We start from the raw sequence: 23,535 nt of genomic DNA, 5'->3' as shown, positions 1-23,535 counted from the left end.
GGTTGTCCCCTTGTTCGGGACGGACTTCACAGTGAACTTCACGAAACGCCGCCTTGGGGCCGTCCGGGAGAAATTGCCTCGCCCGTCCCGTGCGGTCCTGGTACGGATTGGTCCATGGGCGACAACGGCGTTGACAGGGTGAACGGGCCGCGGGTGCCGCGGCGGGACGAGTGGGACGACTGGTACGGAAGCCTTGTCCGTGCCTTCGGCGGGGTCCCGGAGCCGGATGAGGAACGGGAGCTGTTCCGGGAGCTGACCGAGGTCGACCGCTCCCTCGGTGTATGGGACGGCGGTTGGGTCGGTACGGCGGGCGCGTTCACGTTCGGGCTGACCGTGCCCGGGGGCGCGTCGGTGCGGGCCGCGGGCGTCACCATGGTCGGTGTGGCCGCCACGCACCGCCGGCGCGGGGTGCTGACGTCGATGATGCGGCGGCAGCTGGACGACGTACGGTCCTGGGGCGAGCCGCTGGCGGTGCTCACGGCGTCCGAGCCGGCGATCTACGGCCGGTTCGGGTACGGGGCGGCCACGTTCCATGTGAACGCCGAGATCGACACGGGTCGTACGGGTCTGTCGGTGCCGCCCGGTACGGACGGCGTACGGCTGCGGTACGCGGCGCCCGCCGAGGTGCTCGACGCGTGCGAGGCGGTGTACGCCCGGCTGGTGCCGGGGCGGCCGGGGATGCTGGCGCGGCGGCCCGGCTGGGAGCGGCTGGGGCTGCTCGACCCGGAGAGCCGCCGGGACGGGGCGTCGCCGCTGCAGTGCGTGGTCGCGGAGCGGGACGGCGAGACGGTGGGGTACGCGCGGTTCCGGGTGAAGCCGGACTGGGGGCCGGGCGGGCCCGACGGCTCGGTGGTGGTCAGCGCGCTGGCGGCGCTGGATCCGGCGGCGGACGCGGCGCTGTGGCGGTTCCTGTTCGGCGTCGATCTGACGTCGACGGTGGTGGTGCGCGGCCGGCCGGTCGACGAGGCGTGGCAGTACATGGTGTCGGACATCCGCCGCTGCCGGCCGGAGGTGCGGGACTCGCTGTATGTACGGCTGGTCGACGTCGGGGCGGCGCTCCAGGCGCGGACCTACCGGACGCCGGTGGACGTGGTGTTCGAGGTGGAGGACGCCTTCTGCCCCTGGAACACGGGGCGTTGGCGGCTGAGCGGCGACGCCAAGGGCGCGTCCTGCGAGCGTACCGAGGTTGCGGCGGATCTCGTCTTGTCGGTACGGGAGTTGGGCGCGGCGTATCTGGGCGGGGTGAGTCTGACGGCGCTCGCGGCGGCCGGCCGGGTGGGCGAGCTGCGGCGGGGTGCGCTGGCGGAGGCGTCGCCGGCGTTCGGGAGCGACGCGGCGCCGTGGCTGCCGCACGGGTTCTGACGGTTCAGCGGCGCTGGCAGCCGGGGCACCAGAACAGATTGCGGGCGGCGAGGCCGGCGGTGTGGATCTCGCCGCCGCAGATGTGGCAGGGCAGGTTCGCCCTGCGGTAGACGTACACCTCGCCGCCGTGGTCGTCGACGCGCGGCGGGCGGCCCATCGCCTCCGGGGTGTGTTCGGGGCGGACGGTGTCGATGCGGTTGTGGCGCACGCCCTCGCGCATCAGGGCGACCAGGTCGGCCCAGAGGGCGTCCCATTCGGCCGGGGTGATGTCGCGGCCCGCGCGGTAGGGGTCGATGCCGTGCCGGAAGAGGACCTCGGCGCGGTAGACGTTGCCGACGCCCGCGATGACCTTCTGGTCCATGAGGAGCGCGGCGATCGACGTACGGCTGCGGCTGATCCTGCGGTAGGCGAGGGACCGGTCGGCGTGCGGGCGGAGCGGGTCGGGGCCGAGGCGGTCGTGGACCGCCCGTTTCTCGCCGTCCGTGATCAGGGCGCAGGTGGTGGGGCCGCGCAGATCGACGTACGACAGGTCGCCGGCGAGGCGGAGCCGGACGGTGTCCGTGGGCGGTGGCGCGGGGGCCGGGCCGAAGGTGACCTTGCCGAAGAGGCCGAGGTGGATATGGACCCACTCGGCCGGTTCGGGGGCGCCGAAGCCGAGGAAGAGGTGCTTGCCGTGGGCGTCGGTGGCGTACAGCGGTGTGCGGTCGAGGAGGGCGGCGGCGTCGGCGAACTTGCCCTGGGGGCTGGTGACGCGGAGGGGGGTACCGGCCGGGAGGGCCGCGGCGTAGTCCTGGGCCAGCCGGTGGATCGTGTGACCCTCGGGCACGGGTCGGTCCCCCCTCGTCCGCTCTCTTCGTCCGTTACCGCTGCGGGTGGTGCGCGGGGATGGGCGGGAGGTCGCCCGTGGTCTCGTAGCCGGTGAGCATGTCGATCCGGCGGATGTGACGCTCGTCACCGGAGAAGGGGGTGCCGAGGAAGATCTCGGCGAACCTGGTCGCCTCTTCCCGGGAGTGCATACGGGCGCCCAGCGCGATCACGTTGGCGTCGTTGTGCGTGCGGCCGAGCGCGGCCGTCTCCTCGCTCCACGCCAGGGCCGCCCGTACGCCCTTGACCTTGTTGGCGGCGATCTGCTCTCCGTTGCCGGAGCCGCCGATCACGATGCCGAGGGCGCCCTCGTCCGCGGCGGTCCGCTCGGCGGCGCGCAGACAGAAGGGCGGGTAGTCGTCCTGGGCGTCGTAGAGGTGCGGGCCGCAGTCGACGGGCTCGTGCCCCGCCGCCTCGAGCCACTCGACGAGGTGGTTCTTGAGTTCGTAGCCCGCATGGTCCGAGCCGAGATACACGCGCATGGTCCGAGTGTGACACGCGGGTCACCGGGAAAGCGCGCGGGGTGCGCATGCCATGAAAGTGAGGAGAATCTCCGAAGCTCAGGGAAAGCTCAAGTAACGATATGGATTCGAAGGTTCCGCAATCCGTTCGCCTCCGTTTCACTGGTCCGACCCGTAGACCCCTACGGTGCGCAGCTCCCCCTCGGCGCAAAGGAAATACCGCTCCATGACGTCGCAGCCGACTCTGAAAACACCCGAAAGCGGCCCCGGAGAACCGGGAGGTTCCGCGACCGGTCCCCACGGTTCCGGGCTTCAGGCGGGACTCAAGAACCGCCATCTGTCGATGATCGCCATCGGTGGTGTCATCGGCGCCGGCCTCTTCGTCGGCTCCAGCTCCGGCATCGCCACCGCGGGCCCCGGCATCCTTCTGTCGTACGCCCTCGTCGGCACGCTCGTGGTGCTGGTGATGCGGATGCTCGGTGAGATGTCCGCGGCCAACCCGACGTCCGGCTCGTTCTCCGCGCACGCCGACCGCGCGCTCGGTCCGTGGGCCGGGTTCACCATCGGCTGGCTCTACTGGTTCTTCTGGGTCGTCGTCCTCGCCGTCGAGGCGACCGCGGGAGCAGCGATCCTCGAAGGGTGGATTCCGGCCGTTCCCCAGTGGGGCTGGGCGCTCATCGTGATGGTGGTGCTGACCGCCACCAACCTGGTGTCCGTGGGCTCCTACGGCGAGTTCGAGTTCTGGTTCGCCGGTATCAAGGTCGTCGCCATCGGCGCGTTCATCGTCATCGGCGGGCTCGCCGTCTTCGGCATGCTGCCCGGCGCCGACACCGACCAGGCGGGCCTGGCCAACCTCACCGACCACGGCGGCTTCCTGCCGCACGGCGCCGGCGCGATCCTCACCGGCATCCTGCTCGTCGTCTTCTCCTTCATGGGCAGCGAGATCGCCACGCTGGCCGCCGGTGAGTCGGAGAACCCGCAGCGCGCGGTCACCAAGGCGACCAACAGCATCATCTGGCGGATCGGCGTCTTCTACCTCGGCTCGATCTTCGTCGTGGTCTGTCTGCTGCCGTGGGACAGCGAGTCGATCGCCGAGGACGGCTCCTACGTCGCCGCCCTGGACTCCCTCGGTATCGCGCACGCCGGCCAGATCATGAACTTCATCGTGCTGACGTCCGTGCTGTCCTGTCTCAACTCCGGGCTCTACACGGCCTCCCGGATGGCGTTCTCGCTCGGTCAGCGCGGGGACGCGCCGAAGGCGTTCGCCCGGACCACCGCGCGGGGCGTGCCGCGGACCGCGATCATCTCGTCGGTGGTGTTCGGCTTCGTCGCCGTGTTCTTCAACTACAAGTTCCCGGACTCCGTCTTCCTCTTCCTCGTCAACTCCTCCGGCGCCGTCGCCCTGTTCGTATGGCTGGTGATCTGCTTCTCGCAGCTGCGCATGCGGAAGATCATCCAGGCTGAGGCGCCGGAGAAGCTGGTCGTACGGATGTGGCTGTACCCGTATCTGACGTGGGCCAGCGCCGCGCTGATCGTGTTCGTGCTCGGTTACATGCTGACCGACACGGAGCACGACGGGCGGACGACGATGCTGCTGTCGCTGATGGTCGCCGCCGTCGTGCTCGCCATCGCTCTCGTCAAGCAGCGACTGGCCGGCCGCGGGACGCGGGACCGGGACGAGATCCCGGCCGGCTGAGGCACTCGTATATACGGCAGGAGGCTCGTGGGACGCCGTGCGGCGTCCCACGAGCCTCCTGCCGTACGGAACCGGTGCTACCGCTTGCCGGCGAACTTCCAGGCGGTGGGCAGTACTCCCATGGCCAGGGCGGCCTTCAGGGCGTCGCCGACGAGGAACGGGGTCAGGCCGGCCGCGATCGCGGCGGAGGCGGACATCCCGGTGGCGAGGGCGAGGTAGGGCACGCCGACGGCGTAGATGATCGCCGAGCCGAGCACCATGGTGCCGGCCGTGCGCCAGGCGGAGCGGTCGGCGCCGCGGCGGGCCAGGGCGCCCACCACCACGGAGGCCAGCAGCATGCCGAGGATGTAGCCGAAGGACGGCATCGCCGTCCCGGACCCGCCCTCCGCGAACCACGGCACACCGGCCGCGCCGACCAGCGCGTACACCGCGAGGGAGGCGAAGCCGCGGCGGGCGCCGAGGGCGGTGCCGACGAGGAGCGCGGCGAAGGTCTGGCCGGTCACCGGCACCGGGGAGCCGGGGACGGGCACCGCGATCTGGGCGGCGAGGCCGGTGAGCGCGGCGCCGCCGAGCACGAGCGCGGCGTCCCGGACGCGGGAGGCCGGGATGAGGTCGGCGAGGACCTGTCCGGATCGGGCGGACGTGACGGTGGCGGTGCTCATGGGGTCTCCGCGGGGTGAGGGCAGTTGGGGACACCGCGACGCTATACCGGCGCCCGTGCGCCGATCACCGTCAGCGGTCGACAAAGGCGCCGACGCGGACTTGGTGGGCTCCGGACAAAGAACCGGTGGTGAAGGGGCGTGAGGTGACACCGGTCACTGAGGTGACGTGGTTTCGCCGACAGTGCGGCGGGGAAGCGCGGCTGTAGGGAACCACCAAACGGGCCGCACGGGTTCGCGGGTGCCGTCTCGCCCGTCGGTCGCCGTCTGGGCAGCGCGGAACCGGTTTGCTAGCTTCGAGCCATGGTCGCCCAGTCTCGGAACCTCACCTCGCGTCGCCACGTCGATCTGCGACGCGTGGGCGCCACCGCCTGTCGCCTCGGCTAGCGAGGCGGGCGGAGCGGATCTCCGGCGCGCCTCGACTCCCGTACGACGGCGCAGTGTCGGACCCGTTCCCGAGGAAGTTCCCCATGCTTCGTACCGTGGCACCCCCATCCCCTTCCGGCTCCCCCGTGTCGCGGGTCGCCGATCCGGACCGGCTGCGGACCAGTGCCAGTGTGGTGCTGCGGTCCGTGCTGGAGCACGGGCCGGTGGCGCGCAGCACCATCGCCCGGCTCACCGGCCTGTCCCCCGCCTCGGTGACCGGCCACTGCGCCCGGCTGACCCGGCGCGGACTCATCCGGGAGGCCGCCGCGCCCCGCCGCTCGGGCGGGGTCGGCCGGCCGCATCTGCCGGTGGACGTGGACCCTTCGCGGCTGGTGGTGGGCGGGGTGCATGTGGCGGTGCCCCACACCACGGTGGCGTTGCTCGATCCGCGCGGCCGGGTGCTGGCCGAGCGGCGGCTGCGGCACGAGGGACCCGAGCCGCCCGCACGGACGCTGGCGCGGGCCGCCGAAGGGCTGTCGGCGCTCCTGCGCCGGGTGCCGGACGCCCGGCCGCTGGGTGTCGGCTTCGCGGCCGGCGGCTGGGTGGACCGGCAGGCCGGCACCGTCGTCGACCATCCGCTGCTGGGCTGGCGCGAGGTCCCGGTGCGGGAGATCCTCGCCGGGCACACCGGACTGCCGGTCCATGTGGACGGGCACGCACGGGCGTTGGCCGACGCGGAGCGGCTGTTCGGGCGGGCGGCCCGCGGCAGCCGCAGCGCGCTGCACCTGTTCGCGGGCAACATGGTCGACGCGGCGTTCGCCACCCACGACGAGGTGCACCACGGTCCGCGTTCCCAGGCGGGGGCGATCGCCCATCTGCCGCTCGCGGGCGGCACCGAACCCTGCCCCTGCGGGCGAGTCGGCTGCCTCCAGGCCGAGTTGAGCGAAAGCACCCTGTGCCGCAGGGCCGGGCTCGCGGACCCGGCACGGGTGGTGGACGCGGCGGCGGCCGGTCAGCCGTCTGCCGTACGGCTGCTGCGGGAGCGGGCCCGTATGACGGGGCGGGCGGTGCGGCTGCTGACCGATGTGCTCAATCCGGAGCATGTCGTGGTCACCGAGATCGGTGTGATCCACCGGCCGGACTGCCTCGCCGCGCTGCGCGCCGAACTGGACGCGGAGCGGGCGGCCACGGTCGTACCGACGAGTTTCCCCGATTCCGTCCTGGCCGTGGCCGGCGGTTCGGTGGCTCTCGACGTCCTCTACCGGGATCCGCTGGGCGTTTCACCAGAGCTGAATTAATTCAGAAACTCCGAATATTGACAGACCTCACCCGAGGACAGGAAACTCCTGGTCATGAGCTGTCGCACCCTCTGTTGCTGACACGTTGACGCGCGAGCATCCGCAGCGTCCGTCCCTCTCCGCGTGAATTCCCTTCCGTGGCCCTTTCCTGCCCGGAATTCATCGCCCCTTTTCCGCACTGTGTCATTTTCAAGAACTCCGGGAGTTCTCCATGCCCGCACCCCCAGCGTCCGGCATCGACCGACGGCTCTTCCTGTCCTCCCTGCTCGGCGTCACCGCCGCCGCGGCGGGGCTGAGCGGCTGCGCCGAGGCCGGCGCCGCGGCCGACACGGCGTCCCTGAAGGACCCGCTCGCCAAGAAGGTCCCCGCCGGTACGCGTCTGAAGATCTCCTCGTTCCAGAATGTCCAGCAGCTCCAGCTGAAGCTCGCCGGGCTCGGCGAGCTGCCGTTCACGGTGGACGACTGGCTGAACATCGGGGCCGGCCCGGATGTCATCAACGCCTTCCGCTCCCAGTCCCTGGAACTCGCCAACAACGCCGGGATACCGCCGATCCAGGCGTACTACCAGGGCTTCGACGCGAAGATCGTCGCGATCAACATCACCCGCAGGCCCAACTATCTCTTCGCCACGAAACCCGGCAGCGGCATCCGCACCGTCGAGGACTTCCGCGGCAAGCGGCTGGCGTTCTCCCAGGGGCAGGCGCAGGGCGTCGTGCTGCTGCGCGCCCTGAAGGAGGCGGGACTGAGGTACGACGACGCCGAGCTGATCCCGCTGACCAGCAACCAGTTCCTCACCGCCCTGCAGTCCGGGCAGGTGGACATCGCCCCGCTCGGCAACACCCAGGCGCCGTCCTATCTGAAGCAGTACGGGGACAAGGGCGCCCGGACCATCCCCACCGACGTGGTGGACCTGCTCAACCTGCTGTGGGCGCCGGCCACCGTGCTGGCCGACCGGGCGAAGGCCGCCGCGGTCGCCGCGTACATCCCGTACTGGGCGAAGGGCGCGGTGTGGCAGTACGAGCACCCGGACGAGTGGAACCGGGAGTACTTCGTCAAGACACAGAACCTGACCCTCGAGCAGGCCGAGTCGGTCACCGCGCTGGCCAACAAGCCGCTGTTCCCGCCGAGCTGGGACGAGGCGGTCGCCTGGGAGCAGGAGACCGCCGATCTGCTGGCGGAGGGCGGCTATGTGAAGAAGTTCGACGTCGGCGGGCTCTTCGACCGGCGCTTCGAGCCCCTGGCCGCCGAGGCCGTACCCGAGGAGTACCGGAGGTGACCGCCGTGACCACGACCACCGCGCCCGCACCGCCCGCAGCCGTCGAGGAGGAGGAGCACCAGGTACGCCGGCGACGGCGGCTGTCCCCCGGCAGACGGCTGCCCGCCTCCCGGCTGCTCGGCCCCGCGCTCGTCCTCGTCCTGTGGGCCGCCGCCTCCGCCGCCGGCCGGCTGGACCCCGGGGCGATCCCCGCGCCCTGGACCGTGCTGGAGACCGGGGTACGGCTGTGGACCGACGGCACCCTGCCGGACGACATCCTCACCTCGCTGCGGCGGGCCGGCTCCGGCTTCGCCATCGGGCTGACCGCGGGCGTCGTCCTCGCGCTCGCCTCCGGGCTCAGCCGGACCGGGGAGGCGCTGATCGACGGCAGCGTGCAGCTGAACCGGGCGGTGCCCACGCTCGGGCTGATCCCGCTGTTCATCCTGTGGCTGGGCATCGGCGAGACGTTCAAGATCGCGATCATCGCCATCGTCGTCTACATCCCGATCTACCTCAACACCCACTCCGCGCTCTCCGGCATCGACCACCGGTTCGTGGAACTGGCCGAGGTGCAGGGGCTGTCCCGGCTCGCCTTCGTCCGGCAGGTCGTCGTGCCGGGCGCGCTGCCCGGCTTCTTCGTCGGGCTGCGGCTCGGGGTGACCGGCTCCTGGCTGGGCCTGGTCGTCCTCGAACAGATCAACGCCACCAGCGGACTCGGCTACATGATGTTCCAGGCGCAGAACTACGGCCAGACCGACGTCATCCTCGTCGGCCTCGTCGTCTACGGCATCTTCGGCCTCGTCTCGGACACCCTCGTCCGCCTGATCGAACGGAGGGTGCTGTCATGGCGCCGCACACTGAGCAGCTGACCCGGCCCGCCGTACGGCTGCGCGGGCTGACCCGCTCCTTCGAGGGGCGTACGGTCCTCGACGACATCGATCTCGACCTGCCCGCCGGGCAGTTCACCGCCCTGCTCGGACACAGCGGCTCCGGAAAGAGCACCCTGCTGCGCGCCGTCGCCGGCATCGACCACGGGGTCGCGGGCAGCGGGACGCTCACCGCGCCGGAGAAGGTGTCGGTGGTCTTCCAGGACTCCCGGCTGCTGCCCTGGCGCCGGGTCCTGCCCAACGTCCTGCTGGGACTGGACGGCGCGGACGCGGAGGAGCGCGGCAGACAGGCCCTCTTTGAGGTCGGTCTCGGCGGACGGGAGCGGGCGTGGCCCAGCGAGCTGTCGGGGGGCGAGGCGCAGCGGGCCGCTCTGGCCAGGTCGCTGGTGCGGGAGCCGGAACTGCTGCTGGCCGACGAGCCGTTCGGGGCGCTCGACGCGCTGACCCGCATCAAGATGCACGCATTGCTACGGGAGTTGTGGGAGCGGCACCGGCCGTCGGTGCTTCTGGTCACCCACGACGTGGATGAGGCCGTGGTCCTGGCGGACCGGGTGCTGGTGCTTTCGCGGGGGCGGATCGAGGTCGACCTGATGGTCGACCGTGAGGGTCCGCACTCACATGGCGAGTACCGCGCGCGGTTGCTCCAGGCCCTTGGTGTGACCGATACGGGGGCCGGCGCCCCCGGGCCCCCGCTCCGGCCCTGAACGGGCCTCGTCCGCCATCGCCCGACGGGCCGGATGCGGCGGACCGCGCCGCCGAGCCGCCCCACGTCCGAAGACCCGTACCTCCTGGCCCGGAAGAGGGACTCCCCCATGCCTCGAAAGCTCCACCTCAACGCCTTCCTCATGAACACCGGTCATCACGAGGCCTCCTGGCGGCTGCCCGAGAGTGATCCGTACGCCCATGTGTCCCTCGAGCACTACGTACGGCTGGCCCGTACCGCCGAGCGCGGGACCTTCGACTCCCTGTTCCTCGCCGACGGGCCGCAGTTGTGGAACACCGTCGCCCAGCGGCCCGCCGGGGCTCTCGAACCGCTCACGCTGCTCACCGCACTGGCCACGGCCACCGAGCACATCGGTCTGATCGCGACCGCGTCGACGTCGTACAACTCGCCCTACAACCTGGCCCGGAAGTTCGCCTCGCTGGACATCATCAGCGGGGGACGGGCCGGCTGGAACGTCGTCACCACCGCCGGTGCCGAGGCCGCCCGCAACTTCGGGCTCGACGCCGAGCCCGCGCACGCCGAACGGTACGCGCGTGCCGCCGAGTTCCTCGACGTCGCCCTCAAGCTGTGGGACAGCTGGGAGGACGACACCATCGTCGCCGACAAGGCGGCCGGGGTGTGGGGCGACGATGCCAAGATCCATCCGCCGCGGCACCAGGGCACGTACTTCAGTGTCGAGGGCGCCCTCAACGTGCCGCGCGGCCCGCAGGGTTACCCGCTCCTCGTACAGGCGGGCTCCTCCGAGGACGGCAAGCGGTTCGCGGCCCGGTACGCGGAGGCCGTGTTCACCGCCCAGCAGACCCTCGCCGACGCGCAGGACTTCTACGCCGACCTCAAGGCCCGTACGGCGGCGGCAGGACGCGACCCCGAGCACCTCAAGGTGCTGCCCGGGATCGTGCCCGTCATCGGCTCCACCGAGGCGGAGGCCCTGGCGCGGGAGCGGCAGCTGGAGGACCACATCGTGCACGAGCACGGGGTGCGCCGCCTCGAGGAGCTGCTGCGGCTGGGCCCCGGCTCGCTCGCCCTGGACGCGGAACTGCCCGACGGGCTGCCGTCCGAGGACGCCATCGAGGGCGCCAAGAGCCGCTACACGCTCATCGTCGAGCTGGCCCGGCGCGAGCGGCTCACCGTGCGGCAGCTGATCGGCAGGCTCGGCGGCGGACGCGGTCACCTGACCTTCGCCGGCACGCCCGAGCAGGTCGCCGACACCATCGAGCGGTGGTTCTCCCTCGGCGCCGCCGACGGTTTCAACATCATGCCGCCCGTGCTGCCGTCCGGCCTGGACACCTTCGTCGACCACGTCGTCCCGATCCTGCGCGCCCGCGGCCTGCTCCGCACGGAGTACGGCCCCCGGCAGACCCTGCGCGAGCGCTACGGACTCCCCCGCCCCGCCAACCAGCACCTCACCGGCGTACCCGCCCTCGTCTGACCCGATCCGAAGGGAACCGCACCATGACCGACATCGAGATCACCAAGGTGACCGCGCACATCGGCGCGCAGGTCTCCGGCGTCGACATCTCCCGGCCGCTGGACGACGGGACCGTCGCCGCGCTCCGGGACGCGCTGAACACCCACAAAACCCTCCTCTTCGACGACGTGAACCTCGACGACGAGGGCCAGCAGGCGTTCGCCCGGCACTTCGGCGACATCACCGGCGCCCATCCGACGGTGCCCGCCGTGGACGGCGCCCCCAACGTGCTGCCGGTCGACAGCGAGGGCGGCCGCGCCGCCAACAACTGGCACACGGACGTCACCTTCGTCCTCAACCCGCCGCAGGCCAGCACCCTGCGCAGCATCACGGTCCCGCCCTACGGCGGCGAGACGCTGATCGCCGACTCGGCCGCCGCCTACCGCGACCTGCCCGAGCCGCTGCGGCGGCTCGCCGACACCCTGTGGGCCGAGCACACCAACGACTACGACTACGCCGTACCGGAGGAGTCGGTCGACGAGGACGAGGCGGCCCGGCGGGCCCGGTTCACCTCGATCAAGTACCGCACCGTCCACCCCGTGGTGCGGGTGCACCCGCTGACCGGTGAGCGCGGGCTGTTCATCGGCGGGTTCGCGCAGCGGATCGTGGGTCTGTCCAAGGGCGAGTCCCGCAAGGTCCTCGACCTGCTCCAGGCGTACGTCACCCGGCCGGAGAACGTGGTGCGCTGGCGCTGGTCGCCCAACCAGCTGGTGCTGTTCGACAACCGCATCACCCAGCACTACGCCGTCGACAACTACGACGGTCTGCCGCGCCGGCTGCACCGGGTGACCGTCGCCGGTGACATCCCGGTCGGCATCGAGGGCAAGGAGTCCTACTCGGTCGAGGGGGACGCCTCGCACTACACCACCGTCGCCGGGTAAGCGGACTGTCACACTCCGCATGACACGTGTCCATATGCTGGGCGGCCTCCCCGTGCACGCGGGAAGGCCGCCCAGACTGGGCGGCGTTTTGTCTCCTCCCGCATTGGACGTGCCGCGCCCATGCCCCGCACCTCTGTCGAGACGCCTCCCGAGGCGGACGGCGTCTCCCTCTCGCACGGCCTGAAACAGCGCCATCTCTCGATGATCGCCCTCGGCGGGGTGATCGGCGCCGGGCTGTTCGTCGGGTCGGGGGCGGGCATCGCCGCCGCCGGACCCGCCATCGTCGTCGCCTACGCCCTCTCCGGCCTGCTGGTGATGCTCGTCATGCGGATGCTGGGCGAGATGTCCGCCGCGTATCCGTCGTCGGGTTCCTTCTCCGCGCACGCCGAGCGGGCGATCGGACCCTGGGCCGGGTTCACCGCCGGCTGGTCGTTCTGGGTGCTGCTGTGCACGGTGGTCGGCCTGGAGGGCATCGGCGCGGCGCAGATCGTGAGCGGCTGGCTGCCGGGCACACCGGAGTGGGCGTGGGTGGCGCTGTTCGTCGTGGTGTTCTGCGGGATGAACCTGACGGCGGTGAAGAACTTCGGCGAGTTCGAGTTCTGGTTCGCCGCCCTGAAGGTCGGCGCGATCGCCCTGTTCCTGGTGCTGGGCGTGCTGGCGATCGCCGGTGTGCTGCCGGGCACGGACTCCCCGGGCACCTCCCATCTGACCGACTTCCTGCCGCGCGGCGCCGAGGGCCTGGTGATCGGGCTGCTCGCCTCCGTCTTCGCGTACGGCGGTCTGGAGACGGTGACCATCGCGGCGGCCGAGTCGCAGGACCCGGTCCGGGGCGTGGCCCGCGCGGTCCGTACGGCGATGTGGCGGATCGCGCTGTTCTACGTCGGGTCGATGGCGGTCGTCGTCACCCTGGTCCCGTGGGACTCCCCGGCCGTGGTCGAGCGGGGCCCGTACGTCGCCGCCCTGGACCGGCTCGGCATCCCGGGCGCGGGCCGGCTGATGGATGTGGTGATCCTGGTCGCGCTGCTGTCCGCGATGAACGCCAACATCTACGGCGCCTCCCGCATCGGCTACTCCCTGGTGCGGCGCGGTCAGGGGCCGAAGGCGCTCGGCCGGGTGTCGGGCGGGGTGCCGCGGACCGCCGTCCTCGCCTCCTCGTGCTTCGGTTTCCTGTGCGTGCTGCTGAGCTACTGGCGGCCGGACGACGTCTTCGCCTGGCTGCTGAACACGGTCGGCGCGGCGATCCTCGTCGTCTGGATCCTCATCGCCGTCTCCCAGCTGCGGCTGCGCCGCCGGCTGGAGCTCGAGGCACCGGAGAAGCTGGTGGTGCGGATGTGGGCGTACCCGTATCTGACCTGGGTGGCGCTGGCCGGGATGGCGGCGGTCTTCGTCCTGATGGTCCGGGAGCCGGACACCCGCGTACAGCTGCTGTCGACGGGCGCGATGACGCTGGCCCTGGCGGCCGTGGGGTACGTCCGGCAGCGGCGGGCGCACGCCCACGGCTGACCCGGTCCTGTGTGACGGCCCCCGCGTGGACACGCGGGGGCCGTATCGCGTGCCGGGAGCTCCCGGACAGCCATTTCTGCGGCGTGCCGCGTGGTCGTCCTCTCACCGTTCACCCGGCAGGGGAAGAACCGGAAGCCCCCGCAATGGGGGTCCCCCCTCCGGGGGAGTGACTCGCGCGGGAGCTTCCGGTATGCGGTGATCCGGGCCACCGTGGGGCGATGACGACATCCAGGAGACGCACGCTGCCCTGCGGGACCTGCAAGGGCGAGCACGAGCACCGCCTGCTGACCGGCGAGGAACAAACGAGGGCGAGGAAGCAGCTCGACCGCAAAGTCGCGTACGACCTCTGGCTCTGTGTGAACGTGGTGGACCCGGAGACCGGCAAGGAGTGCCGGACCCTGCGTCTGCCCTTCGTCCGGGATCCGTTCCCCGCGCCCGTCAGACTGCTGCCGCCCGAGTGACGGTCACAGGTTGCTGAAGTCCGGGCCCTTCGTGCGGGTGCGCTTGATCTCGTAGAAGCCGGGGACGGACGCCACCGCGAGGGTGCCGTCCCACAGCCGGGCGGCCTCCTCGCCCTGGGGCGCCGGGGTGACGACCGGACCGAAGAAGGCGATCTCCTCGCCGCCGGGGCCGGGGATCGCGATGACCGGGGTGCCGACCTCCTGGCCGACCTTGTCGATGCCCTCCTTGTGGGAGGCGCGCAGCTCGGCCTCGTACGGGGTGGAGTCCCAGTGCTCCAGGAGCGACTCGGGCAGACCGACGTCCTTCAGCGCGGCGGCGACCGTCTCCTTGCCCGGACCCTCCTCCTGGTTGTGGATGCGGGTGCCGAGCGCGGTGTAGAGGTCGCCCAGCACCTCGGGGCCGTGCTCCTGCTGCGCCGCGATGACCACCCGGACCGGACCCCAGGCCTTGACCTCGAGCATCTCGCGGTACTCGGCGGGGAGCTCGTCGAGCTTGTCCTCGTTGAGGACGGCGAGGCTCATCAGATGCCAGCGGACCTCGATGTCCCGCACCTTCTCCACCTCCCGCACCCAGCGGGAGGTCATCCAGGCCCAGGGGCACAGCGGGTCGAACCAGAAGTCGACGGGCGTGGCGGGAGACTTGTCCGACATGTCGCTCCTCAAGAGGGAAAGGTTTGTCCCGGGAACAACAAGGCCGGTCCTCGCCATTCCCGCCCGCCCCGCGTCAGGGGCACATGGCAGGATCGGTCCTGTTCATTCCTGTCGACGACGCCTGAGGAGTGCCGCCCGTGCCCGGTGAGAATCTGACCCGAGACGAGGCCCGGGAGCGGGCAGTCCTGCTGTCCGTCGACGGGTACGAGGTGTCCCTGGACCTGCGGTCCGCCATCGGCGAGCACACCGGCGGGGAGCCGCGCACCTTCCGGTCGGTCACCACCGTCCGGTTCCGCTGTGCCGAGCCGGGCGCGAGCAGCTTCGCGGACCTGATCGCGCCGGAGGTGACGGCCCTTGCGCTCAACGGCCGGGACCTGGACCCCGGCCAGGTCTTCGACGGGTCGCGGATCCTGCTGGAGGACCTGGCCGCCGACAACGAGCTGGTCGTGGACGCGCGGTGCGCCTACTCCCGCACCGGCGAGGGCATGCACCGCTTCGTCGACCCGGAGGACGGCGAGGTGTACCTGTACACCCAGTACGAGCCGGCCGACTCCCGCCGGGTCTTCGCCAACTTCGAGCAGCCCGACCTCAAGGCGCCCTACCGCTTCGAGGTGCGCGCGCCCGAGGGCTGGACGGTGTGGAGCAACGGGGCCGGTGAACTCGCCGACGGGGTGTGGCGGTTCGCGGAGACCAAGCCGATCCCGACGTACATCACCTGCGTGGTGGCTGGCCCGTACCACTATGTGACGGACTCCTACGAGCGGACCTTCGAGGACGGCACCCGGCTGGAGATCCCGCTCGGCGCGATGTGCCGCAGGGGTCTCGCCCCGCACTTCGACGCCGACGACGTGTTCCTGGTGACCAAGCAGGGCCTGGACTTCTTCCACGACCACTTCGACTACCCGTACCCGTTCGGCAAGTACGACCAGGCGTTCGTGCCCGAGTACAACCTCGGCGCGATGGAGAACCCGGGGATGGTCACCTTCCGGGAGGAGTTCATCTTCCGGGGCAAGGTGACGCGGGCGTCGTACGAGGGCCGGGCCAACGTCGTCCTGCACGAGATGGCGCACATGTGGTTCGGCGACCTGGTCACCATGGAGTGGTGGGACGACCTGTGGCTGAAGGAGTCCTTCGCGGACTTCATGGGCGCGTTCTCGCTGGTCGGCGCCACCCGCTTCACCGACGGTTGGATCACCTTCGCCAACCGCCGCAAGGCGTGGGCCTACCGCGCGGACCAGCTCCCCTCCACGCACCCGATCACCGCGGACATCCGCGACCTCCAGGACGCCAAGCTCAACTTCGACGGCATCACCTACGCCAAGGGCGCCTCGGTGCTCAAGCAGCTGGTGGCGTACGTCGGCCAGGACGCGTTCCTGGAGGGCGCCCGGCGCTACTTCAAGCGGCACGCGTACGGCAACACGCGCCTCGGTGATCTGCTGTCGGTCCTCGAGGAGACCAGCGGCCGTGACATGGCGGCCTGGTCGCGGGCCTGGCTGCAGACGGCCGGTGTCAACTCCCTCACCCCGCAGGTGCTGTTGGGCGAGGACGGCCGGATCGACGAGCTGGCGGTCCTCCAGGAGGCCCCGGAGTCCCACCCCGAACTGCGCCCGCACCGGGTGGCGGTGGGCCTGTACCGGCGCACGGACTCGGGCAGCCTGGAGCGCTACGCGCAGGCCGGGACGGACGTCGAGGGCGCCCGTACGGTCGTGACGGAACTGGCGGGCGCGGACGCGCCGGAGCTGGTGCTGGTCAACGACGACGACCTGACGTACTGCAAGACCCGCTTCGACGAGACCTCGCTCGCGGCCCTGCGCGCCGGGCTGGGCGACCTCACCGACCCGCTGGCCCGCGCCCTGTGCTGGTCGGCGCTGTGGAACATGACGCGGGACGCGCTGCTGCCGGCCCGGGAGTTCATCGGTCTGGTGCTGAAGTTCGCGGGCCGGGAGTCCGACATCGGCGTGCTGCAGATGCTGCACGCGTGGGCGGAGTCGGCCGCGGTGCACTACACCGCGCCCGAGCACCGGGAGCAGGCCGGCCGCCGGCTCGCCGAGGGCACCGCGCTCCAGATGTACACCGCCGAGGCGGGCAGCGAGCACCAGCTGGCGTGGGCGAGGTTCTTCGCCCACGTGGCCGACGTACCGGCCGACTTCGAGCTGCTGACCGCGCTGCTCGACGGCACGGTGACCCTGCCGGGGCTGGAGGTCGACCAGGAACTGCGCTGGGCGTTCCTGGAGCCGCTGGCCGCCCACGGCGTGGCCGACGAGAAGCGGCTCGACGAGGAACTGGCCCGGGACGACACCGCCTCCGGCAAGCGGCACCATGTGCGCTGTCTGGCCGCCCGTCCGTCGGCGGCGGTCAAGGCGCGGTGCTGGGAGCAGGTCGTGGAGTCGGACGCGCTGTCCAACGCCCTGGTGGAGGCCACCATCTCGGGCTTCGCGCAGCCGTCGCAGCGGGAGCTGACCGCGCCGTACACGGAGAAGTACTTCGCGGCGATCGAGCGGGTGTGGACGCGGCGGTCCATCCAGATCGGCATGGACGTGGTGCGCGGACTGTTCCCCGCGTACCAGGACTCGCAGGCGACGCTGGACGCGACGGACGCCTGGCTCGCCTCCCACGAGGACGCGGCCCCCGCGCTGCGCCGGCTGGTCCTGGAGTCCCGTGACGACCTGGCCCGCGCGCTGCGCGGACAGGCCTGCGACGCGGCGGCGACCGAGGGCTAGCTTTGGCCAATGGTCGGGCGTTCCGTCATCGTTACGGAATCCGGTCATCAGCGGCCGTAACCCCTGGTCCGTGTCCGAACGGACCAGGGGTTTTCGGTATCCGAACAGGCGTCCTTTAGCGCGGGCTTGTCCTTGTTTGTCGACGGACGTGTAACACGGGTTCGGGCCCGGTTCCGGGGCGGGAAATTGCCGGTCATGAACCACGAAACCCCGCTCTCCCCCCTCCCCCTGCACCACCTCGCCGGCGTCACCGGGCGCCGGGTGCTGACCCACGCCCAGCTGCGCGCCCACGGTGTCCCGGCCGCGGAGACCGGCGCGCAGTGCCGCCCCGGGGGACCCTGGCGGCAGCTGCTGCCCGGCGTGGTCCTGCTCCACTCCGGACCGCCCACCAGCGAGGAGCGGCTGCACGCGGTGCTGCTGTACGCGGCCCGGGTGCGGACCGGGGGCGTACCCGCCCAGCCCGGCACGGAGGGCCCGGCCGCGCCCCTGTACCCGGAGGCGATGATCACCGGGCTGGCCGCGCTGACCCTGCACGGCTTCCCGTCCGCTCCCCCGCTGCCGTCGCTGGAGACCTTCGACGTACTGGTCCCGCGGCTGCGCCGGCTGCGTTCGACGGGCCCCGCCCGTATCGTCCGCGCGCCCGAGCTGCCCGTTCCCGAGCACGTCACGGGGGTGCCGGTGGCGCCGGTGCCGCGGGCGCTCGCCGACGCGGTGGCCGGGCTGCGGGACGCGGGCACGGTGCGCCGGCTGCTCACGGAGGCGGTGCGCGGCGGTTTCTGCGATCCGGCGGCGGTGGTGCGGGAGCTGACCTCCGCGAAGCTGCTCAACCGGCCGCACGTGGTGGACGCGGTGGACTCGCTGCTGGCGGCGGGGCGGGCACTGGCGGAGTCCCGGCTGTACCGGATGGTGCGCGACCACGGGCTGCCCGACCCGTGCTGGAACGTCGACCTCGGGCTGCCGGGCGGGCCCCGTCTCGGCGGCGTGGACGCGTACTGGCCGGAGCACTCGGTCGCCGTGGAGCTGGACACCCGCGCCCCGCGCCCGGGGGGACGGCCGGAGGACGAGGCCCAGTGGTCGGAGTACGTCCGCAAGCGCGAGCACCTGGAACGCCTGGGCATCACGGTCGTCCACGTCACCCCGCGCCGGCTCCGGGACGCGATGGAGCAGCAGGCGGCGGTCGTCCGTACGGCGCTGATGGCCTCGGCCGACCGCGAGCCGTCGGCGTATGTGAGGGTGCTGCCCCGGTAGGCGGGGGTCAGGGTTTCCCCGGCAGCGGTTCGGTGCGGTCACCGTGCGTTCGTCCCACGGGGAAGCCGGACCGGTGCGGCTCGCCGGCCGCGCCCTACGCCGTCTCCACGCGTCCGGCCGCCGGCCGTTCCCGCCACAGGCGCAGCGCGATGTCGACCAGGCGGACGCGGACCAGGTCCGGGACGGCGTCCAGGGGCTGCCAGGCGGCGAGTTCGGTGGAGCCGCCGATCTCGTTCCTGAGTTCGCCGCCGGTGACACGGCCCTCGTAGACCAGCCGTACGCCGTGGTGGTCGACGGAGCGGCCGAAGCGGGCCGGGAAGGTGCGGCGGGTGGAGTGCACACCGAGGAGTCCGGTGACCTCGATGCGGTAGCCGGTCTCCTCCTCGACCTCCCGGCGCACGGTGTCGTGGGGATCCTCGCCGTGCTCCATGCCCCCGCCCGGCAGCACCCACTCGGGTGTGCCGCCGGGCACCGGTGAGCGGGCGAGCAGGAGCTGTCCGTCGCGCACCACCACGGCGTAGGCCGCCACCCGCAGATTCCTTCGCATCCGGGGACGTTAACCCGGCGGCCGGTACCGCGGGGTACCCAAGGGCGACTTGTCACCTTCGGGTGCTCATCTCCCCATAAGAGCATCGGGGGTTTTCCCCACACATCCATTTCGGCGCGGCCAACTCTCGCCAAACACGCACCTCTTGCATAAGGCTCGTCGATCGTCCGGGATCACGTTCCGGGCCGTCGCGACCAGGGTCGACCGGCTCCGGTCGCTCAACGATCGTTCCTTTACTTACAAGGGATGCCGATGACCCACTCCCCCCAGCGCGAACCGATACCCGGCGCCAGACGCGTGGCCCGTATCGCCGTGGCCGCCGGCCTCGTCGCCGCGCTCTCCGCGGCCGGGCCGATACCCCTCGCCATGGCCGCCGACAACCCGCCCGCCGCGCCCGCCGACGCGGACGTCAAGTCCGCGCACGACAAGCTCGGCGCCGACGACGCGGACCTGCTCGCCGAGGCCAAGGCCGCCGGCGACAAGAACGTCACGCTGATGATCGCCACCGCCCCCGGGAAGACCGAGCAGGTCGCCGCGCAGCTGGACGCGGTCAAGGGCGGTTCGGTCGGCCGGACGCACGACCGGCTCGGCTATGTCAGGGCCACCGTCCCCACCGGCAAGGCGGACGCGGCGATCGCCGCCGCCGCCAAGCTCTCCTCCGTGCACGGCGTCGACCTGCGCGAGGAGATCCCGCTGGACGACCCCACGCCGAGCGCGGACACCGCGCAGAAGGCCGGGGGCTCCAAGGGCTCCGGCGCCTATCCGGCCCCGAACCGGCGGACGCCCGCGGAGAACCCGTACAACCCGTCCTTCGAGACCGGTGCCGTCGACTTCGTCGAGGACAACCCGAAGGCGGACGGCCGCGGGGTCACCATCGGCATCCTCGACTCCGGTGTGGACCTCGGCCACCCGGCGCTGCAGAAGACCACCACCGGCGAGCGCAAGATCGTCGACTGGGTGACGGCGACCGACCCGATCGTGGACAGCGACCAGACCTGGCGCCCGATGGTCTCCTCGGTCTCCGGCCCGGCGTTCACCTACGGCGGCAGGACCTGGCGGGCACCGGCGGGTTCGTACCGGATCAGCACCTTCCTGGAGTCGTACACCACCGGTGGTGACGCCAAGGGCGACGCCAACCGCGACGGCGACACCACCGACTCCTGGGGCGTCCTCTACGACGCCGCCTCCGGGACGGTCCGCGTCGACCTGAACAACAACCAGGACTTCGGCGACGACACCCCGATGAAGCCGTACAAGGACGGCTTCCAGATCGGGTACTTCGGCACCGACGACCCGAAGACCGACATCGCCGAGCGGCAGCCGTTCGTCGTGGAGATCCGCGAGGACGTCCCGATGGACCCGTACGGCGGCGACTGGGTCGGCAAGACGGCCGACTTCGTCAACATCGGTGTCATCGAGTCCGAGCACGGCACCCACGTCGCCGGCATCACCGCCGCCAACGGCCTGTTCGGCGGGCGGATGGACGGCGCCGCCCCCGGCGCCAACATCGTCTCCTCGCGTGCCTGCACCTGGTCCGGCGGCTGCACCAACGTGGCCCTCACCGAGGGCATGATCGACCTCGTCACCGAGCGCGGCGTCGACATCGTCAACATGTCCATCGGCGGTCTGCCGGCGCTGAACGACGGCAACAACGCCCGCGCCGAGCTGTACACCCGCCTGATCGACACCTACGGCGTCCAGCTGGTGATCTCCGCGGGCAACTCCGGCCCCGGCGCCAACACCATCGGCGACCCCGGTCTGGCCGACAAGGTCATCTCCGTCGGCGCGTCCGTCTCCAGGGAGACCTGGGCCGCGAACTACGGCTCCGTGGTGAAGACGAAGTACGCCATGATGCCGTTCTCCTCGCGCGGTCCGCGTGAGGACGGCGGCTTCACGCCGACGCTGGTCGCGCCCGGCGCGGCGATCAACACCATCCAGACCTGGATGCCGGGCGCCCCGGTCGCCGAGGCGGGCTACGGCCTCCCGGCCGGCTACGGCATGCTGCAGGGCACCTCGATGGCGTCCCCGCAGGCCACCGGCGCCACCGCGCTGCTGCTGTCGGCCGCCAAGCGGAAGCACATCGAGCTGACGCCCGCGGACCTGCGCACCGCCCTCACCTCCACCGCCGAGCACATCAAGGGCGTGCAGGCGTACGAGGAGGGCGCCGGCCTCATCGACATCGAGGACGCCTGGGACGCCATCCGCGACGGCGCCACCGCGCACGACTACACGGTGAAGGCGCCGGTCGACACCGCGATCGACCAGTTCCTGGCGACCCCCGGCTTCGGCACGGGCCTCTACGACCGTGAGGGCGGCCTGAAGGCCGGCCAGAAGAAGACGTACGACGTCACGATCACCCGTACGTCCGGTCCCGACCGCCCGGTCCGGCACGAGCTCGGCCTCGAGAACAACGCCGACCACACCTTCCGCATCGTCGGCGACGACGACGTCCGGCTGCCGCTGAACCAGCCGGTCACCGTCAAGGTGCAGGCCGCACCGCGCTCGGCCGGGCTGAAGAGCGCGATCCTGGAGGTCGACGACCCGCGCACCGAGGGCGTCGACCAGCAGATCCTCAGCACCGTGGTCGTCTCCGCGCCGCTGCGGCACACCTTCTCGGCGCGCGGCACGGCCCAGCGCAACGACACGACCTCCTACTTCGTCACCGTGCCCGAGGGCGCGAGGACGCTGGAGATCGCGATGAGCGGGCTGAAGGACAAGAGCCAGACCCGGTTCATCGCCATCCACCCGTACGGCGTCCCGGCCGACAGCACCTCGACGCCGGACTGCTACAACAACTACAACGACGGCAACGGCTGCCGTCCCGACGTGCGCTCGTACGCCGACCCGCAGCCGGGCGTGTGGGAGATCGAGGTCGAGGCCCGGCGCACCTCGCCGCTGCTCGACAACCCCTACAAGCTGGACGTCGCCGTCCTCGGCGCGGCCTTCGACCCGGAGACCGTGACCGTGCCGGAGGCGAAGATCGGCACGCCGGCCGCCGTCTCCTGGACGGTGACGAACGAGTTCGCCGCGCTGGACGGCAAGCTCGTGGGCGGCCCGCTCGGCTCGTCCAAGACGGCCCGTCCGGCCATCGCGACCGGTGACACCCACACCACGACGGTCGAGGTGCCCGCGGGCGCCACCTCCCTCGACGTGGCCATCGGCAACGTCACGGACGCCTCCGCGGACCTCGACCTGACGGTCTACGACGCCGACGGCGTCCAGGTCGCCCAGTCCGCCGACGGCGACTCGGAGGAGTCCGTCTCCATCGCCTCCCCGGCGGCCGGTACGTACACCGTGGAGGTCGCGGGCTACTCCGTTCCGGCCGGTTCCACGGACTACGACTACCTGGACGTGTTCTTCTCCGCCTCGCTCGGCTCCGTCGGCGTCGACGACTCGACGCCGGTGAAGCTCGGCACGGGCGACACCGCCACCGTCTCCGGTGACGTCACCGTCGCGGCGGCGGCTCCCGAGGGGCGCGCGTTCTTCGGGCGCGTGCAGCTGGTGAACGCGCGCGGCACGGTCGCGGGCCTCGGCAACGTGGCGATCGAGAAGGTCGTTCCGTAGCGGGCCGGTGATCCGGGAAGGGGCGGGCGTCCGTACGGGCGCCCGCCCCTTCGTCCTCCTCGTCCTCAGCCGCAGGTGAGGGTGCGGGCCTCGGGGAGCGCGGCGATGATCCGGGGCCGCTCGCGGGCGATGTCCGCCTCCCCGACGATCACCGCGTCGGGGTACTGCCCGCCGGCGGGCATCCCGACCATCACGAGGTCGCCCTCGTGCAGCGGGGCACCCGCGGCGGGGTCCCGCAGGAACACGATCTCGCCCTCGCCCTTGTAGTAGCGGCCCGCCGACAGCGTGACCCGCTCGGCACCGGCCATCCGCTCCACCGCGAGCACGGTGCCCTCGGCGACGAGCCGGGCGCAGGCGAGATAGCGGGGGCTGCCGAAGGCGACACCGGCGGCCTCCTTGGAGTCCGCCTGAGCGGCGGTACCACTGTCCGACGCCCCGGACACACCCCCCGGCTGCGCCACGAGCCACCCCATGCCGGCGACGACGGTGGCGGCGACGGCGGCGACCAGCACCCCGAGCGCGACCCGCGCGGGCCGCCCGCGACGGGGCCCGCGGGAGCCGGCCCCCGGCCCGGCCCGCCGCCCGCCCCGCACCGCGGCCCGGGGGGCCACCCGCTCCCGGACCTCGCCCCCGGCCTCGTCGCGCCCCGCCGGCACGCCCGGCTCCGCGGGCGCGGCGAGGGCGTCCCCGATCAGCCCGAGCCGCTCCCGCAGCACGGCGACATCGGCGGCGGCCGCCCGATGCGCCGCCACGACCGCGGGATCCTCCCGGCCCTGCGCGGACAACGGTTCGTCGAGCAGAACGGCCATCAGCACGTCCACCCCGCCGTCACGGGTTCCGGACGCGCCCGCCCCCTGGCCGGCGGGCGTCGGGGCGTCGGCCTCGTGGTCGGGGGCGTGGTGTTCGTCGTGGGATGGCAT

At 71.9% G+C, this 23,535-nt stretch carries 19 protein-coding genes; 13 read left to right on the top strand and 6 right to left on the bottom strand.

What is annotated here, in order from left to right:
• Positions 1 to 114: 114 nt before the first annotated feature.
• On the top strand, positions 115 to 1,362 hold the full coding sequence (locus tag IF28_RS0111815) for a GNAT family N-acetyltransferase (RefSeq protein ID WP_051713716.1): 1,248 nt from the start codon (positions 115 to 117) through the stop codon (positions 1,360 to 1,362).
• Between the two features lie 4 nt (positions 1,363 to 1,366).
• Here IF28_RS0111815 and IF28_RS0111810 read toward each other — a convergent pair whose 3' ends face one another.
• Entirely contained in the window at positions 1,367 to 2,188 is an 822-nt protein-coding gene (locus IF28_RS0111810; protein ID WP_030217655.1) for an Fpg/Nei family DNA glycosylase, read from the bottom strand.
• A 34-nt stretch (positions 2,189 to 2,222) separates the two neighbouring features.
• Positions 2,223 to 2,708: a ribose-5-phosphate isomerase gene (locus tag IF28_RS0111805; RefSeq protein ID WP_030217652.1), complete on the bottom strand. Its 486-nt coding sequence runs from the start codon at positions 2,706 to 2,708 to the stop codon at positions 2,223 to 2,225.
• A 205-nt stretch (positions 2,709 to 2,913) separates the two neighbouring features.
• Here IF28_RS0111805 and IF28_RS0111800 point away from each other — a divergent pair, with 205 nt between their 5' ends.
• Positions 2,914 to 4,383 carry an amino acid permease gene (locus IF28_RS0111800; RefSeq protein ID WP_030217649.1) on the top strand — a complete coding sequence of 490 codons (1,470 nt, stop codon included), beginning with the start codon at positions 2,914 to 2,916 and terminating at the stop codon, positions 4,381 to 4,383.
• A gap of 77 nt (positions 4,384 to 4,460) precedes the next feature.
• Here the strand turns inward: IF28_RS0111800 and IF28_RS0111795 are convergent, their stop codons facing one another.
• Positions 4,461 to 5,045, bottom strand: coding sequence for a biotin transporter BioY (locus tag IF28_RS0111795; RefSeq protein ID WP_030217646.1), 585 nt, complete (start codon positions 5,043 to 5,045; stop codon positions 4,461 to 4,463).
• Between the two features lie 467 nt (positions 5,046 to 5,512).
• Here IF28_RS0111795 and IF28_RS0111790 point away from each other — a divergent pair, with 467 nt between their 5' ends.
• The 8 genes from IF28_RS0111790 (at position 5,513) to IF28_RS0111755 (ending at position 13,885) form a co-directional block, all read left to right on the top strand.
• Positions 5,513 to 6,706 (top strand): ROK family transcriptional regulator, encoded by a 1,194-nt coding sequence (locus tag IF28_RS0111790; protein WP_030217642.1) that lies wholly within the window; start codon positions 5,513 to 5,515, stop codon positions 6,704 to 6,706.
• A gap of 211 nt (positions 6,707 to 6,917) precedes the next feature.
• Positions 6,918 to 7,982 (top strand): ABC transporter substrate-binding protein, encoded by a 1,065-nt coding sequence (locus tag IF28_RS0111785; RefSeq protein ID WP_030217639.1) that lies wholly within the window; start codon positions 6,918 to 6,920, stop codon positions 7,980 to 7,982.
• On the top strand, positions 7,979 to 8,830 hold the full coding sequence (locus tag IF28_RS0111780; protein ID WP_030217637.1) for an ABC transporter permease: 852 nt from the start codon (positions 7,979 to 7,981) through the stop codon (positions 8,828 to 8,830). Before IF28_RS0111785 ends, IF28_RS0111780 begins: the two co-directional genes overlap by 4 nt.
• Positions 8,806 to 9,552: an ABC transporter ATP-binding protein gene (locus tag IF28_RS0111775; protein ID WP_030217634.1), complete on the top strand. Its 747-nt coding sequence runs from the start codon at positions 8,806 to 8,808 to the stop codon at positions 9,550 to 9,552. The genes IF28_RS0111780 and IF28_RS0111775 overlap by 25 nt, the downstream gene beginning before the upstream one ends.
• Before the next feature lie 108 nt (positions 9,553 to 9,660).
• Positions 9,661 to 11,001, top strand: a complete 1,341-nt coding sequence (locus IF28_RS0111770) for an LLM class flavin-dependent oxidoreductase (RefSeq protein WP_030217630.1) — start codon at positions 9,661 to 9,663, stop codon at positions 10,999 to 11,001.
• Positions 11,002 to 11,024: 23 nt separating this feature from the next.
• Entirely contained in the window at positions 11,025 to 11,921 is an 897-nt protein-coding gene (locus tag IF28_RS0111765; protein ID WP_030217626.1) for a TauD/TfdA dioxygenase family protein, read from the top strand.
• Positions 11,922 to 12,041: 120 nt separating this feature from the next.
• Positions 12,042 to 13,424 carry an amino acid permease gene (locus IF28_RS0111760; protein WP_030217623.1) on the top strand — a complete coding sequence of 461 codons (1,383 nt, stop codon included), beginning with the start codon at positions 12,042 to 12,044 and terminating at the stop codon, positions 13,422 to 13,424.
• 218 nt (positions 13,425 to 13,642) lie between these two features.
• Entirely contained in the window at positions 13,643 to 13,885 is a 243-nt protein-coding gene (locus IF28_RS0111755; RefSeq protein WP_030217620.1) for a hypothetical protein, read from the top strand.
• Between the two features lie 3 nt (positions 13,886 to 13,888).
• On the opposite strand, the gene IF28_RS0111750 is transcribed toward IF28_RS0111755, so the two are convergent.
• Positions 13,889 to 14,536: a DsbA family protein gene (locus IF28_RS0111750; protein ID WP_030217617.1), complete on the bottom strand. Its 648-nt coding sequence runs from the start codon at positions 14,534 to 14,536 to the stop codon at positions 13,889 to 13,891.
• A gap of 137 nt (positions 14,537 to 14,673) precedes the next feature.
• Here IF28_RS0111750 and pepN point away from each other — a divergent pair, with 137 nt between their 5' ends.
• Together pepN and IF28_RS0111740 are read left to right on the top strand one after the other, a co-directional pair.
• A complete protein-coding gene (gene pepN / locus IF28_RS0111745) occupies positions 14,674 to 17,256 on the top strand; it encodes an aminopeptidase N (RefSeq protein WP_030217610.1) in 2,583 nt (860 codons plus the stop codon).
• Positions 17,257 to 17,451: 195 nt separating this feature from the next.
• Positions 17,452 to 18,504: a hypothetical protein gene (locus tag IF28_RS0111740; protein WP_030217607.1), complete on the top strand. Its 1,053-nt coding sequence runs from the start codon at positions 17,452 to 17,454 to the stop codon at positions 18,502 to 18,504.
• Positions 18,505 to 18,598: 94 nt separating this feature from the next.
• Here IF28_RS0111740 and IF28_RS0111735 read toward each other — a convergent pair whose 3' ends face one another.
• Positions 18,599 to 19,051: an NUDIX hydrolase gene (locus IF28_RS0111735; RefSeq protein WP_199808979.1), complete on the bottom strand. Its 453-nt coding sequence runs from the start codon at positions 19,049 to 19,051 to the stop codon at positions 18,599 to 18,601.
• A 252-nt stretch (positions 19,052 to 19,303) separates the two neighbouring features.
• Here IF28_RS0111735 and IF28_RS0111730 point away from each other — a divergent pair, with 252 nt between their 5' ends.
• The gene (locus IF28_RS0111730; protein WP_030217600.1) at positions 19,304 to 22,615 is read left to right on the top strand and encodes a S8 family serine peptidase; all 3,312 of its coding nucleotides are present in this window, start codon (positions 19,304 to 19,306) and stop codon (positions 22,613 to 22,615) included.
• 65 nt (positions 22,616 to 22,680) lie between these two features.
• On the opposite strand, the gene IF28_RS0111725 is transcribed toward IF28_RS0111730, so the two are convergent.
• Positions 22,681 to 23,535 (bottom strand): hypothetical protein, encoded by an 855-nt coding sequence (locus tag IF28_RS0111725; RefSeq protein WP_051713715.1) that lies wholly within the window; start codon positions 23,533 to 23,535, stop codon positions 22,681 to 22,683.

Origin of the sequence: Streptomyces sp. NRRL WC-3626, from assembly GCF_000718785.1 — a bacterium.
Lineage (GTDB): Bacteria > Actinomycetota > Actinomycetes > Streptomycetales > Streptomycetaceae > Streptomyces > Streptomyces edwardsiae.
This window is presented reverse-complemented; position numbering and strand designations above follow the sequence as displayed.

What these genes read in the sequence shown, in the direction of transcription:
- IF28_RS0111785 (WP_030217639.1), top strand. Translation starts at nt 6,918, where the DNA reads ATGCCCGCACCCCCAGCGTCCGGCATCGACCGACGGCTCTTCCTGTCC.
- IF28_RS0111765 (WP_030217626.1), top strand. Translation starts at nt 11,025, where the DNA reads ATGACCGACATCGAGATCACCAAGGTGACCGCGCACATCGGCGCGCAG.
- IF28_RS0111725 (WP_051713715.1), bottom strand. Translation starts at nt 23,535, where the DNA reads ATGCCATCCCACGACGAACACCACGCCCCCGACCACGAGGCCGACGCC.
- IF28_RS0111770 (WP_030217630.1), top strand. Translation starts at nt 9,661, where the DNA reads ATGCCTCGAAAGCTCCACCTCAACGCCTTCCTCATGAACACCGGTCAT.
- IF28_RS0111735 (WP_199808979.1), bottom strand. Translation starts at nt 19,051, where the DNA reads ATGCGAAGGAATCTGCGGGTGGCGGCCTACGCCGTGGTGGTGCGCGAC.
- IF28_RS0111795 (WP_030217646.1), bottom strand. Translation starts at nt 5,045, where the DNA reads ATGAGCACCGCCACCGTCACGTCCGCCCGATCCGGACAGGTCCTCGCC.
- IF28_RS0111775 (WP_030217634.1), top strand. Translation starts at nt 8,806, where the DNA reads ATGGCGCCGCACACTGAGCAGCTGACCCGGCCCGCCGTACGGCTGCGC.
- IF28_RS0111760 (WP_030217623.1), top strand. Translation starts at nt 12,042, where the DNA reads ATGCCCCGCACCTCTGTCGAGACGCCTCCCGAGGCGGACGGCGTCTCC.
- IF28_RS0111755 (WP_030217620.1), top strand. Translation starts at nt 13,643, where the DNA reads ATGACGACATCCAGGAGACGCACGCTGCCCTGCGGGACCTGCAAGGGC.
- IF28_RS0111740 (WP_030217607.1), top strand. Translation starts at nt 17,452, where the DNA reads ATGAACCACGAAACCCCGCTCTCCCCCCTCCCCCTGCACCACCTCGCC.
- IF28_RS0111730 (WP_030217600.1), top strand. Translation starts at nt 19,304, where the DNA reads ATGACCCACTCCCCCCAGCGCGAACCGATACCCGGCGCCAGACGCGTG.
- IF28_RS0111805 (WP_030217652.1), bottom strand. Translation starts at nt 2,708, where the DNA reads ATGCGCGTGTATCTCGGCTCGGACCATGCGGGCTACGAACTCAAGAAC.
- IF28_RS0111800 (WP_030217649.1), top strand. Translation starts at nt 2,914, where the DNA reads ATGACGTCGCAGCCGACTCTGAAAACACCCGAAAGCGGCCCCGGAGAA.
- IF28_RS0111790 (WP_030217642.1), top strand. Translation starts at nt 5,513, where the DNA reads ATGCTTCGTACCGTGGCACCCCCATCCCCTTCCGGCTCCCCCGTGTCG.
- IF28_RS0111815 (WP_051713716.1), top strand. Translation starts at nt 115, where the DNA reads ATGGGCGACAACGGCGTTGACAGGGTGAACGGGCCGCGGGTGCCGCGG.
- IF28_RS0111750 (WP_030217617.1), bottom strand. Translation starts at nt 14,536, where the DNA reads ATGTCGGACAAGTCTCCCGCCACGCCCGTCGACTTCTGGTTCGACCCG.